Origin of the sequence: Bizionia sediminis (assembly GCF_042684585.1) — a bacterium.
GTDB lineage: Bacteria > Bacteroidota > Bacteroidia > Flavobacteriales > Flavobacteriaceae > Algorimicrobium > Algorimicrobium sediminis.
Map to the genome: position 1 here is coordinate 430,035 of NZ_JBHULS010000002.1, position 13,792 is coordinate 443,826.

Consider the following 13,792-nt stretch of genomic DNA (forward strand, 5'->3'; position numbering starts at 1 on the left):
TTCAAATTTACGGAATATTGCTAGCAATAAAAAATAATAAATACTTATCAAATCATTGATAGTTTTTATCTTGTGTCAAAAAATTGAAACCTGTATGGTAGCAGCTCAACCTTATTTAATTTACAATGCCTCTGCCGGTAGTGGTAAAACCTATACACTGGTAAAAACCTATGTAAGCATTTTGTTCAAGGCTACAAGTCCGTTGGCTTTTAAAAATATTTTGGCCATTACGTTTACTAATAAGGCAGCAGGCGAAATGAAAACCCGCATACTTGATACCTTAAAAACATTTTCCTCGGAAACTACCAATACCGCATCAAACACCATGTTTAACGATATATGTGCGGAATTACAAATAAGCCCAAAGGAATTACAAACTAAAAGCGCCACTATTTTAGATGCTATTTTGCACAATTACGCTGCCTTCGATATTTCAACCATTGATGGTTTTACACACAAAATAATAAGAACTTTTGCACACGATTTAAAGCTACCGCTTAACTTTGAGGTTGCTTTGGACACAGAAAGGCTGCTAGAAGAAGCCGTAGATCAGCTTATCTCTCGAGCAGGAACGGATGTACGTTTAACCAAAATTTTAGTAGATTTTGCTTTAGAAAAAGCCGACGACGATAAAAGTTGGGATGTTTCCAGAGACTTTTACGCCATTGCCAAATTGCTTATAAGCGAGAACGACCGGCCCTATATTGCCTCTATACAGGACAAAACTTTAGACGATTTTAAAAACCTAAAAACCAGTACCCTTCGGGAATTAGAACAAGCAAAAAACTTGTGCATAAAAACCGCTAACGCTGCCTTAAACATTATTGCTGAAAACGGCTTATCTTTTGAAAATTTTTCACGCGGTTCGGTACCAAACTACTTTAAAAAAATAGCTGAAGGAAATTTTACTACAGATATAAATGATAGAAAATGGGTAACGGATTTATTAGAAGGGCAACCCATTTATCCGAAGACTAAAACAAAGCAAAATGTAGCCACTATTATAGACGGTATTCAACCTAAATTAGCCGATTATTTTAATGCCTGTAAAAAAGCTGTTTTAAATTACACGCTACTAAACGATATATACAGACACTTAACGCCTTTATCCGTATTAAGCGCCATTAATAACGAGCTGACTTTAATAAAGGAAGATCAAAACTTAATCCTTATATCAGATTTTAACACGCTAATAAGTCGGGAAATAAAAAACCAACCAACTCCTTTTATTTACGAACGTATAGGCGAAAAATTTAAACACTATTTTATTGATGAATTTCAGGACACATCGGAATTGCAATGGCAAAACTTAATTCCGTTGTTGGATAATGCTGTGGCCTCTAAACCAGGCAGTATTATGCTAGTTGGCGATGCCAAACAAGCTATTTACCGCTGGCGTGGCGGCAAGGCAGAGCAGTTTATGGGTTTATATAATAAAACTAAAAATCCGTTTTATTTAGAGCCAGAAATAATTCCGTTGGAATCCAATTACAGGAGTTACCAAGAAATTATAACATTCAATAACGGTTTTTTTAATTATCTATCGGACACTGTTTTCAGTCAGTTGGAACACAAATCCCTCTACAAAAACGCCCAACAAAAATCACAAAAAGAAGCCTCTGGCTTTGTTCAGTTGGCATTTTTAGATGGCGAAGCGGAAACCGACACAACTACGGCTTATTGCGAGGAAGTTTACCAAACCATTACATCATGTTTGGATCATGGTTATACCGAGGCCGACATTTGTGTGTTGGTGCGTAAAAATAAAGACGGTGTGGCAGTTGCCAATTATTTGGCAGAGCGCCAAGTTACTATCATGTCGTCCGAGTCGTTGTTATTAGACAGTTCTGAACACGTACGCTTTATAAACAACCTATTACGGCTAATGCTTCAACCAGACAATCAGGATGTTAAAGCAGCCATTTTATACCATATTAGTCAGTTGTGCCAAATAAGTGACATACACAATTTTTTAAAAGCGCATGTTTATTTAAGTCCAGAAGATTTATTTAAAAAACTAACAGTTTTTGGCTACTCAATAAACTACAACCAACTATTTCAGTTGGCATTTTACGATTTAGTGGAAACACTTGTTCGCGATTTTAAATTAATTACACATTCGGATGCTTTTATTCAATATTACATGGATATTGTTTTAGAGTTTTCAGAAAAAAACCGAGCCGATATTGGTAATTTTTTGCATTACTACGATTCTAAAAAACACAAATTAAGCATTGTAACGCCAGAGGGCTACCCAGCTGTGCAAATCATGACCATTCACAAATCGAAAGGATTGGAGTTTCCTGTGGTTATTTTTCCGTTTGCGGATATAAATATTTATTCGGAAATGCATCCAAAAGAATGGTTCCCTCTAAATCCTGAAGCGTTTAACGGCTTTCAATACACCCTTTTAAATTACAGTAAAAAATTTGAAACCTATGGTGCGCAAGGAAAAGCTATTTTCGACAACCACCAAGCGCAATTAGAACTAGATAATTTAAATATTTTATATGTTGCCCTAACCAGGCCTGTTGAGCAGTTGTACATTATTTCCAAACTGGTTTCAGACACAAAAAGCACAAACAAACAAGCCAGTTTTAATGAATTTTTTATTAACTATTTAAAACATTTAGGATTATGGCAAGACAACCAACAGCGTTACCAATTTGGTCAGCAGCAAAGGTCTTTAAAACCCAAGGCAGCCAATTTAGCTAGCTTAACAAAAAATAAGTTTTTATCTACGCCAAAAGAAAGTCACAACATAAAGGTTATAACCCGATCTGGTAGCTTGTGGGATACGGCACAAGGTGCTGCCATAGAAAAAGGTAATTTAATTCACACCATTATGGCCCATATTACAACTCCCGAAGATGTAAACAGCGTTATGGAAGCACAACTAAAAAATGGCACTATAAACCAACAGCAGGAACCCCATTTGCGCGATATTGTGTTACAACTAATTACCCACCCAAAATTAAAAGCATATTTTGCCAAATCAGGCATACGCGTGTACAATGAACGGGATATTATTGCCAACAATGATCAAATTATTAGACCAGATCGCCTGGTATTTTTAAACAACAAGGATGTGGTGCTTATAGATTATAAATCTGGTAAAGAAGAAGCCAAACACCTGCACCAACTAGCAGACTATGAAACCATCCTAACAAGCATGAATTTTAATGTTACCAAAAAGATACTTATTTACATAAATGATAGCATTGCCATAAAAGAATTTTAACTTTGTAGAAATTTTAAATATTATGTACGGAAAAATACAACAACATTTAGCAAACGAACTTCAGGATATAAAGGATAATGGTTTATACAAAACCGAACGCGTTATAACATCGGCGCAAGGCGCGGAAATTACCTTAAATACAGGTGAAACTGTTTTAAATTTCTGTTCCAATAATTATTTAGGTTTGTCTGCCCACCCAGATGTTATTCAGGCAGCAAAAGATGTTATGGATACGCATGGCTTTGGCATGTCGTCTGTGCGTTTTATATGCGGAACTCAAGATATTCACAAAGAACTAGAACAAAAAATAGCATCATTTTATGGTACTGAAGACACCATTCTATACGCTGCTGCTTTTGATGCTAACGGCGGTGTTTTTGAACCACTATTAGACAAGGAGGATGCCATTATTTCCGACTCCCTAAACCACGCCTCTATTATTGATGGTGTTCGTTTATGCAAAGCGGCTAGATACCGCTACGCCAATAACGATATGGCAGATTTGGAAAAACAACTTATAGAAGCCAACAAAAACGGGGCGCGCCATAAAATAATTGTTACAGATGGTGTATTTTCTATGGATGGCTTGGTAGCCCCTCTGGACACTATTTGCGATTTAGCAGACAAATACGATGCTTTAGTGATGATAGATGAGTGCCATGCCACCGGTTTTATTGGTAAAACTGGCCGTGGTACCTTGGAAGAAAAAAATGTTATGAATCGGGTAGATATTATAACAGGTACTTTAGGAAAAGCCATGGGTGGCGCTATGGGCGGTTACACCACAGCTAAAAAGGAAATAATTGAAATTTTACGTCAGCGTTCCAGACCTTATTTATTTTCCAACTCCTTGGCACCTGCTATTGTTGGGGCCTCAATTAAGGTTTTCGATATGCTTAAAAACGATACCTCGTTACGCGACAAACTGGCATGGAATACCGCTTATTTTAAAGAAGGCATTAAAAAAGCAGGCTTCGATTATATAGATGGTGATTCGGCAATCGTGCCAATTATGCTATACGATGCTAAATTATCGCAAACTATGGCCAACATGCTTTTAGAGGAAGGTATTTACGTAATTGGCTTCTTTTACCCTGTTGTACCAAAAGGAAAAGCACGCATTCGTGTGCAACTATCTGCTGCTCATGAGCAGGCACATTTAGACGCTGCAATATCCGCTTTTATTAAGGTAGGAAAAGAATTGGAAATTATTTAAAATAATGACAAACTAGCAGATTTTAGGGGAATTAAGCAATATTTTTCTATATTTGTCTTTGTTAATAATTATTAACAACTTACTTTTGTATACAATTAACACTTAAAAATTAAACTTTTGAATATGAAAAATCTTAGCAGATTATTGTTCGCCATGTTGCTTATATTCGGTATGAGTAATACGTTCGCACAAGATGAAAACAATCCTTGGGCATTTAGCATTGGGGCAAACGCGGTTGATTTCTATCCTACGGGAGAAAAAGCACCCCTTAGTGATTATTTTGATGAGTATTTCAATGCCACAGACCACTGGAATGTATTACCATCTCTATCCTCATTAACTGTTGCTCGCTACTTAAATAGTGGCTTCACTTTAGGTGCTACAGCGTCTTTAAACCAAATTGATAAGTTTGGTGATGATGGATCAAAATATGACGAAGTTACATATTTCGGTATTGACGGTATTGTAAAATACGGCTTTGGTTCTTTAATTAATTCAACATGGTTTGATCCGTACCTAGGTGTAGGTGGTGGTTACACTTGGATTGATGAAATTGGTGCTGGTACTTTAAACGGTACGGTAGGAATTAACTTCTGGTTTAACGATAACGTTGGTCTTACAGTACAATCTGCTTACAAACACGCTTTTGAAGATTACTTAGATACACACTTCCAACACACTGCTGGTGTTACCTTTAAGTTTGGTGGAAAAGATACAGATGGCGATGGCATTTACGACAAAGACGATGCGTGCCCAGAAGAATTTGGTTTAGCTGAATTTAACGGCTGCCCAGATACAGACGGTGATGGTATCCAAGATAGTAAAGATTCTTGTCCTCTTGAGTTTGGTCCAGCTGAATTTAACGGTTGTCCAGATACAGACGGTGATGGCGTTCCAGACAAGGATGATGAGTGCCCAACAGTTGCTGGCTTAAAAGAATTAAACGGATGTCCTGATACAGATGGCGATGGTATTGCCGATCATAAGGATGAGTGCCCAACAGTTCCTGGTCCAGCTGAAAACAACGGTTGCCCATGGCCAGACAGAGATGGTGACGGTGTTCCAGACAAAGATGATTTATGTCCAGATAAAGTAGGTACTGTGGCTAACCAAGGTTGTCCAGAAGTAACTGAAGCTGTACAAAAAGCATTAAACGCTTACGCTAAAACAATCTTATTCGACACAGGTAAGTCTTCTATTAAAGCACAGTCTGAAAAAGTATTATCAGACATCATCGCAATCCTTAAAGAGTATCCTAACGCTAAATTTACAGTAGAAGGTCATACAGATAGCGTTGGTAGCGAAAAACTAAACCAAAGATTATCTGAAGCAAGAGCTTTATCAGTTAAAGATTACTTAACTTCTAATGGTATTGATGAGTTTAGATTATCATCTAAAGGATTTGGTGAAGCGAAGCCTATCGATACAAACAAAACGAGAGAAGGTAGAGCAAACAACAGACGTGTAGAAATTAATTTAGTAAAATAAATTATTGTACATAAATAATTAAGAAAACGCTCCGAATATTCGGAGCGTTTTTTATTTTTATAATATGACTACATTTATACAGGAGGTCCTTCAGGATTTAGCAAAACAAAACATAACTCTAGCAGATAGCATCATTGTTTTACCAAGTAAGCGCGCGGGCGTGTTTTTAAAACATCAGTTAGCGCAAAGCCTAAAACAACCCATTTTTTCGCCTACTATTTTAAGTATTGAAGAGTTTGTTGAAGAACTCTCGCAATTACAAGCCATTTCCAATACCGAACTTCTATTTGAATTCTACGACACCTATTTACAAGTACAAACCAATAAAACCCCCGAAAGTTTTGACGCTTTCTGTAAATGGGCGCAAATTTTATTGCAAGATTTTAACGAAATTGACCGCTATTTAATACCTCAAAATAATATTTTCGAGTATTTAAGCGCTATAAAGGAGCTTACACACTGGTCTTTAGACCCTAACAAAACCGACTTTGTAAAAAACTATTTAGTATTCTGGAAAAAACTAAAAACTTATTACAACGCGCTCATTACGCAACTTAAATCCAAACAAAAAGGCTATCAGGGATTAATATATCGCGAAGCTGTAAATAGCGTGACAACTTACTGTTTAGAACAAGCTTCTAAACGGCATATATTTTTAGGTTTTAACGCGCTTAACAAGGCTGAAGAGCAGATTATCCAAGAGTTATTAAAAAATCCATTAAACAAAATATATTGGGATATAGATCAGGTGTTTTTTAATAACAAAAAACACGACGCCAGTTTATTTATAAGAAAGCATTACCAAACCTGGCCTTACTTTAAAAACAACCCAATTAATTGGATAGCTAACAATTATAAAAACCCCAAGGAAATTTCTGTTATTGGCGTGCCAAAAAACGTTGGGCAAGCTAAATGTATTGGGAACCTATTACACACGTTACACCAAACAGATCCTAGCCTAAATAGTACCGCCGTAGTTTTAGGCGAGGAGTCGCTGCTATTACCCGTACTTAACTCTATTCCAAAGAACATAAAAGCCTTAAATATTACCATGGGCTTACCTTTAAAGGCCATCCCGCTAGCCACCCTATTCGAGCAGCTTTTTGACATTCATAAAAAAGGGTCGGCGCCGTTTTACTTTAAAGATGTAATAAGCCTAATTTCACATCAGTTTATTAGTCCGCTTCTTAATAGCACCAACCCTAAAGGATTAAATAACCTAATTCATGTAATTGAATCTAATAACTTAATATATTTATCCCTAGACCGTATTATTGCCCTAGCGCCAGAGCACGAGAACTTATTAAAATTATTATTTGGTAGCTGGAACAATGATGCTGCACAAGCTTTAAAGCAGTGCCAATTGCTAATATTAAAAATTAAAGCGCAATTGGATGGCCATAAAGCGGCCAATTTACTGGCTTTGGAACATTTGTTCAAATTTAACAGTCTGTTTAACGAACTCCAGCAACTTAATACCAATTTTAAGCATTTACAGACCATTTACAGTTTGTACAGTGTGTACACCGAGTTGTTAACTTCCGAAACATTGGATTTTAAAGGAGAGCCTCTGGAAGGTTTACAAATAATGGGCATGCTAGAATCGCGTGTTTTAGACTTCGAAACCGTAATTATATCCTCTGTAAACGAAGGTATTTTACCATCCGGTAAAACCAATAACTCCTTTATTCCTTTTGATGTTAAACTGGAAAATCAACTTCCAACATATAAAGAAAAGGATGCTGTTTACACCTATCACTTTTACCGCTTAATTCAGCGTGCTAAACGCGTGTTTATACTTTACAATACCGAAGTTGACGCCCTAAAAGGTGGCGAAAAAAGTCGGTTTATAACGCAACTCATGTGGGAGCATATTCATCCTGTAAAAACTAGCATTGCCCTACCTGAAATTCCTATTACCAAAGGACAGCAACCGGCAGTAATAGCTAAAAACCAAGATGTTTTAGAGGCTATTAAAGCCTACGCTGCCAAAGGGTTTTCGCCTTCTGCACTAACCAGTTACATAAGAAATCCAATAGATTTTTATTTCCAGAAAGTTTTAAAAATTAAGGAATATAACGATGTTGAAGAAACGGTTGCCGCCAACACATTAGGAACTGTTGTACACAACTGTTTAGAGGACTTTTACGCGCCGCTTGTTGGCCAGCAACTAACGCCAGAACACTTGGCTAACATGCAAGGCAATATTGAAGCCAGGGTGACACATCATTTTAAAGACCTCTATAAAGAAGGCGATATTAGTTCGGGAATTAATTTAATAATTTTTGAAATTTCAAAACGATACATCGCCAATTTTTTAAATTTAGAATTAACCGATTTAAAAGCCGGAAACACCATAGAAATTGTAGCCATAGAACTAGAAGCCTTCGCCACGGTTTCCATACCAGAACTAGGGTTTCCTGTAAAACTAACCGGCAAGGTAGACAGAATAGATAAGCGCAATGGTGTTACCCGCATCATAGACTACAAATCTGGACAAGTAAAACCTACTCATGTTAGAATATCCGATTGGGCCCATATAACTACAGATTATAATAAATACAGCAAACCGTTTCAAATATTAATGTATGCCTATTTAATGAACGCTAAAACGCCTTTTACGGAACCTGTAGAAGCGGGCATTATTTCATTTAAAAATTTAAGAAGCGGTTTTCTACCTTTTGGCAAAACCATACCAGGTACTAGAAAAACAGATAACCAAATTACTTCAGAAACTTTAGCAGCCTACGAAAAAGAGTTAAAAAACCTGATTCTAGAAATTTGCAATCTAGAAATTCCGTTTACAGAAAAACCTATTTAACACATTTTTAGTATCTTACAATACTTTATTTTAAAAATAAGGTTTGTATGTTTACTGTAAAGGTTGAAAATCGTATTATTAGCTATTGCCAAAACCTGGTTAATAGCCATAATTTTGGCAAGCGGTTTACAGCCAACGGAACAAAACAACAACAACTTACTGGTATAATTGGCCAGAGTGTGGTTATGTCGTTTTTTAATTTACCGCTACCAACGGGACAGTCTGGTTGCGATAATGGCACGGACTTAATAGTTAACAACAAAACCATAGATGTAAAAACCATGGGCAGAACAACCCATGTAAAACCTCATTACACTAATAATTTTTTAAAACTGCAAGATTACTTTCCAACAGATGTGTATATTTTTTGTAGCTATCATAAAACCGCAAAAAAATTAACAGTTTGCGGTTGGATATCGAAAACTGAATTAATTAAAAACAGACAATTTTTCCCGAAAGGCAGTACGCGTATTAGAAGCAATAATACTACCTTTAAAACCTTTGCAGATTTATTTGAAATAGATAATTGCTTTTTAAACTCTGTTGCAACTATTCAAGATTTAAAAGAACAACTGTATGCCTACACTTACTAACCAAGTATTTCACAGAAACCATAAAAAACCCTTGGTGTGGGACGCCTATTTTAACCAAACAAACATTAAAAAACCATTAGTTGTATTTTGTCATGGCTACAAAGGTTTTAAAGATTGGGGTTGTTGGCATTTGGTAGCCAAAGCATTTCAGGAAGCCAACCTGTTTTTTGTAAAATTTAATTTTTCTCATAACGGTGGAACTATTGAAAACCCCATTGATTTCCCCGATTTAGAAGCGTTTGCCGAAAATAATTACAGCAAAGAACTAGACGATTTAAACGACCTTTTACATGCTCTACATTCCGAAGAAAACCCCCATAAAAATGACCTTAATTTGCAAGATATTACCCTTATAGGCCATTCTCGAGGTGGCGGTATTGCAACCATTTATGCCGCAGAAAATAGGTGTGTTAATAAATTAATTACATGGGCCAGTGTTTCAGATTTTGGCAAACGAACGGCTACAACAGGCGATTTAGAAGCTTGGAAAAAAACAGGTGTTAAATATGTTTTAAACGGCAGAACCAAACAACAAATGCCTCATAATTATCAGTTTTACGAGGACTTTAAAGCTAACGAAACCCGTTTAAATCTAGAGCGTGCCGCCAAAACAATAGGCATACCGCATCTTATTATTCATGGCACCGCAGATTTATCTGTACCATTTAAAGAAGCTGAAGCGTTACACACTTGGAACCCAAAAAGCATTTTACTTCCTATAAAAAATGCCAACCATGTATTTAACGCGGCGCATCCATGGGAAACAGAAAATCTGCCCACAGCTCTGCAACAAGTAGTAAGAGCCAGTATCGCATTTTCAAGAAGTTAAACGTGGTATTAACGCTTAATAAATTACTGAATGTTAAAAGTCTAGAGCTGCATTTGTCATTTTTATTTGAAGCTCTTGCATGCGTTCAATTTGATCTGGCCTTAATTCTTTATTGTTTTTAGCTTTGTTCATGTTTTTCTGGAGCAATGTTACGTTTCGAATAAGTTCCGGATACTGCAACTCGCCATTCTTATGAGTTTTCGTGGCTTTGCCGTAGTATGTAATAAAGCTACGAACATAGCTTTCGTAATCGTCCAGCATTTCATCCCAGGCCTTACTGCTAGATGCTACAATGGGCGGAGTATTTTGCGTTTCTTGCTTTTGGTTTTCTTGCTGAAAAGCTGCAGAACTATTTGGTAACGTATGCTGAAATGCTACAGTAAACTGCTGCCAATTGGCAATAACAGCCTCTTCGTAGGCGGTTCCTTTTTGGATAATATAGCTTACCCAAAAATCTTGTGCGTTTGTTAATAGTAAATCCCGATTGGCACTAGGGAAATCCGATTTGTTTTCCAAAATGGACAAACCGCTTATGGGCACACTAGCAGCATCATAAATGGTTAAACTAAAAGACATTTGGTTAAGCATAGCAGCCTTATCCGGAAGCGGCACGTTGCTTTTAGCTATATTAACTCTAATTTTCCACTCTTGTACCCATTCTTGATTGTTTTGTTTTCTGGACCCCAAATAAGTAACTTTTGTTTTAGACGTATTTAATGTAAAATAAGGTCCAAATTCTCCAGCTATATCCGTGGTTTTAGCTGACAAAATTTTTTCCGATAATGCGGGTTTAAAACTTTCATAATCTGGTTCAAAATCACCTCCACAACTTAATAACATTGCAGAGGTAAAAAATATTACACGCCATGTTTTATTTGTATTTCTCATGATTTTTAGTTTACCATTAAAACATTAGTATTAATTACGCGGTTCTTTTATTAGACATTAATTATTTTCTAAATTTATTTATATTAGCTCTTAATTTTAGTCCAAAACTTGCCCATTCATGTCTACAGATTACACACAGCTTCTTATGGATGTTCAAAAAAGAGCAAACATTATCGTGAGCAGCAACAGAGATGTTAGGCTATTAAAAGAAGCTATAGATTTTAGTCTCGATAAATCTATTGGTTTAAACACATTGCGCAGAATGTTTGGCTATTTGGAAAGAACAACACCTTCTATTTCTTCATTAAATACTTTAGCGAGGTATATAGGTTACGATTCGTACGCGAGGTATAAAATTAATAAATCCAATCACGACCAATGGTATTTTCAACAAAGCTTACAGCGTATATTTTTATCAAAAACCGTAAAAAAGGAAGATATTTCAATAATAAATCAGGGCTTAATGAATGAGTCCAATAGCGTGTTTTTCGCTTACTTTTTAACGTTTCAAATAGGAACTAATAATCTGGAGGCACTAGATTTTATATTCCAACATGTAAAAATGGACGCTATTAAGAATACAGAACTGCATAAATTTGCCAATATAGTATCTGTAAAATTAAACAACACTTCAGAGAAAAAGGCGCTTAAAATTTACAAAACGCTAATACATTACAGCAGTTTTAGAGACAATGTGCCACTGCTATATGTGGATTACGCCAACTTAAATTCCAGATACCTTAAAATTTTAAACCTGATAGAGGCTCATGGCGCCAGTAGTACCGATATTTTATTTGTGTCCTACATGAAGTTGTATCTAAAATTTTATTCAGAACAGCCCATAACTAATATAAAGCTTAAGAAGCCTGATGGTTTAAACAATTTATTTCCTGTTTTACAAGGGCGTTATTATGCTTGTTGCATTATGCAGTCCAAAACATTAACACCAACTTTAATTGCCGAAATATTTGAAGCTTGTAGGACTTTGGAAGTGCGGTATTTTCTTCAGGAAATAATTCCCACATTAATAGTAAAGGAGGCCTATACTTTGTTATCGGAACTAATTAATACCTATTACGAAGATATCTTTGAAACCGATATGTGGGGATCTGCCACCATTAATAGCCTCTACCTAATTGGTCTTGCTAATGCCAATTGGTTTGAAAACGAACTGAAGCTCGCTAAAAAAAATTTAGCTCTTGTGGAGTTGCAAAAAGTGCAATTGAGTTATGCGTATTACGTAGATTTATTTTTCTACTTAACGCAATTAAAAATAACCTATTCTGAAAAAAACAATTTGGAAAACGCCGTTTATCTAAAAAAAATAAAGCAAGCCGTAAAAAAAACAGGTTTTACAAAATTCATTTCAGAAAGCACTAAATTTATTTTAAAGTAATATTTACATGGCGTTTTTAATACTGGCTATACTACTTTTTTCCTTTAACAATGTTTTATGGAAATCTTTTTTATCTAAAACATCTGTTTTGTTTTTAGCAACTTACCGCTCCTTTGTAACCAGTACCATAGCCTTATGCCTACTATTTATATTTTACAATGTCTTTCCACTGGATTACAGCAGTATTTTAAGAATAAGTTTAGGATCCCTATTTGGTGCCATTGGCTTGTATAGTATGTTAACTATTATCCAAAAAAAATCGTTGCAATGGGTGGCCGTATACAATTTAATTGGTGTTTGTTTTACGGCTTTTTATTTGTGGCTTTTTGAGAATATTAACATCTCGGCTGCCATAACAGGCCTGAGTATTATTATTTTAGGGTTTGTTTTTTATAGCTACTCCAATAGCGCTTCTAAAATAGCTATTTCCATACCGCAACACTTTATATTACTACTCATGACGTGTAGTTTTAACCTATCGGGGATTTTACATTGGAAAAATTTAGCGAAAGAAATTCCGCCTATATTAATAATTGCTAACCAAGAACTTATTGTTTTTAGCATTGGTTTTCTCTTGCTTTTAAAGCGGAAAGAAATTAAGCGTGTACAAGCCAATATAGGGCCTTATTTTAAAAAGATTGTCTTAATGAGTCTCATCGTTTTTATCGCACTATTTTTTAGTTTCATGGGTTTAAAGGACACAAACCCACTTATTTCTAGTGTTCTATTTTTAGCTAGCCCATTAACAACTATTGTTTTTAGTGCTTTGTTTTTTAAAGAACGAATTACCCTTATAAATTGGATTGCTATTTTGGTTATTGCTGTAGGCGCTTTAGTTGTTCATTGGCAAACATTGTAGGTAAACCTATTCCGCATTGGTCGTTTTTCTGATGGTTTAGGCAAGCCACCAATCACTAACGGGTATAAAAAAACCCACAATATAAAAATACTGTGGGCTTATTGTGGAGAATATCGGATTCGAACCGATGACCTCTACGCTGCCAGCGTAGCGCTCTAGCCAACTGAGCTAATCCCCCTTGCAATAAACAGTGTGCTAGTTTAGCAGTGGCAAATTTCGCTTTTTTTTATAATAAAAACTAATATTTTATCAATTTTCATTTAGTACCGTGTTTCTGTTTTTTAATGAAATGTTTTTACTGGTAACTTTGCTACCAAGCTTTCGTTATAAGCGCATTAATTAGAAACATAAATGCCGTTTAAAGCACGTAAAGAAAACTACTATAAATAGAAGTGTGGTATATAATGATAGAGATAAAAAAAAGTGCCTATTACGGTTTTAACCGCAACAGGCGCTTTTAC

General features: G+C 35.7%; 9 protein-coding genes and 1 tRNA gene. 8 read left to right on the top strand and 2 right to left on the bottom strand.

The genetic code is table 11. The features are described 5' to 3' along the window. The first annotated feature begins 94 nt into the window (after positions 1-94). The 6 genes from ACFSQP_RS06320 to ACFSQP_RS06345 all read left to right on the top strand — a co-directional run bounded on the left by ACFSQP_RS06320 (position 95) and on the right by ACFSQP_RS06345 (position 10,188). Positions 95-3,241, top strand: coding sequence for a UvrD-helicase domain-containing protein (locus ACFSQP_RS06320; RefSeq protein ID WP_376892566.1), 3,147 nt, complete (start codon positions 95-97; stop codon positions 3,239-3,241). Positions 3,242-3,263: 22 nt separating this feature from the next. Then, positions 3,264-4,457 (top strand): glycine C-acetyltransferase, encoded by a 1,194-nt coding sequence (gene kbl, locus ACFSQP_RS06325; RefSeq protein WP_376892567.1) that lies wholly within the window; start codon positions 3,264-3,266, stop codon positions 4,455-4,457. A gap of 123 nt (positions 4,458-4,580) precedes the next feature. Then, positions 4,581-5,945, top strand: coding sequence for an OmpA family protein (locus tag ACFSQP_RS06330; protein WP_376892568.1), 1,365 nt, complete (start codon positions 4,581-4,583; stop codon positions 5,943-5,945). Between the two features lie 64 nt (positions 5,946-6,009). Then, entirely contained in the window at positions 6,010-8,766 is a 2,757-nt protein-coding gene (locus tag ACFSQP_RS06335; protein WP_376892569.1) for a PD-(D/E)XK nuclease family protein, read from the top strand. A gap of 47 nt (positions 8,767-8,813) precedes the next feature. Further along, on the top strand, positions 8,814-9,359 hold the full coding sequence (locus ACFSQP_RS06340; RefSeq protein ID WP_376892570.1) for a hypothetical protein: 546 nt from the start codon (positions 8,814-8,816) through the stop codon (positions 9,357-9,359). Next, positions 9,343-10,188 carry an alpha/beta hydrolase family protein gene (locus ACFSQP_RS06345; protein WP_376892571.1) on the top strand — a complete coding sequence of 282 codons (846 nt, stop codon included), beginning with the start codon at positions 9,343-9,345 and terminating at the stop codon, positions 10,186-10,188. The genes ACFSQP_RS06340 and ACFSQP_RS06345 overlap by 17 nt, the downstream gene beginning before the upstream one ends. A gap of 33 nt (positions 10,189-10,221) precedes the next feature. Here the strand turns inward: ACFSQP_RS06345 and ACFSQP_RS06350 are convergent, their stop codons facing one another. Next, positions 10,222-11,076 carry a hypothetical protein gene (locus ACFSQP_RS06350; protein ID WP_376892572.1) on the bottom strand — a complete coding sequence of 285 codons (855 nt, stop codon included), beginning with the start codon at positions 11,074-11,076 and terminating at the stop codon, positions 10,222-10,224. 118 nt (positions 11,077-11,194) lie between these two features. Between ACFSQP_RS06350 and ACFSQP_RS06355 the strand changes: the two genes are divergently transcribed. Further along, entirely contained in the window at positions 11,195-12,472 is a 1,278-nt protein-coding gene (locus ACFSQP_RS06355) for a hypothetical protein (RefSeq protein WP_376892573.1), read from the top strand. A 7-nt stretch (positions 12,473-12,479) separates the two neighbouring features. Then, positions 12,480-13,331, top strand: coding sequence for an EamA family transporter (locus ACFSQP_RS06360; protein ID WP_376892574.1), 852 nt, complete (start codon positions 12,480-12,482; stop codon positions 13,329-13,331). A 104-nt stretch (positions 13,332-13,435) separates the two neighbouring features. Here ACFSQP_RS06360 and ACFSQP_RS06365 read toward each other — a convergent pair. After that, positions 13,436-13,509 (bottom strand) — tRNA-Ala (locus ACFSQP_RS06365). Positions 13,510-13,792 lie beyond the last annotated feature (283 nt).

Bases quoted from the DNA above. Each gene is read 5' to 3' on its own strand.
- ACFSQP_RS06355 (WP_376892573.1), top strand. From the start codon at position 11,195: ATGTCTACAGATTACACACAGCTTCTTATGGATGTTCAAAAAAGAGCA.
- ACFSQP_RS06340 (WP_376892570.1), top strand. From the start codon at position 8,814: ATGTTTACTGTAAAGGTTGAAAATCGTATTATTAGCTATTGCCAAAAC.
- ACFSQP_RS06320 (WP_376892566.1), top strand. From the start codon at position 95: ATGGTAGCAGCTCAACCTTATTTAATTTACAATGCCTCTGCCGGTAGT.
- ACFSQP_RS06335 (WP_376892569.1), top strand. From the start codon at position 6,010: ATGACTACATTTATACAGGAGGTCCTTCAGGATTTAGCAAAACAAAAC.
- kbl (WP_376892567.1), top strand. From the start codon at position 3,264: ATGTACGGAAAAATACAACAACATTTAGCAAACGAACTTCAGGATATA.
- ACFSQP_RS06345 (WP_376892571.1), top strand. From the start codon at position 9,343: ATGCCTACACTTACTAACCAAGTATTTCACAGAAACCATAAAAAACCC.
- ACFSQP_RS06350 (WP_376892572.1), bottom strand. From the start codon at position 11,076: ATGAGAAATACAAATAAAACATGGCGTGTAATATTTTTTACCTCTGCA.
- ACFSQP_RS06360 (WP_376892574.1), top strand. From the start codon at position 12,480: ATGGCGTTTTTAATACTGGCTATACTACTTTTTTCCTTTAACAATGTT.
- ACFSQP_RS06330 (WP_376892568.1), top strand. From the start codon at position 4,581: ATGAAAAATCTTAGCAGATTATTGTTCGCCATGTTGCTTATATTCGGT.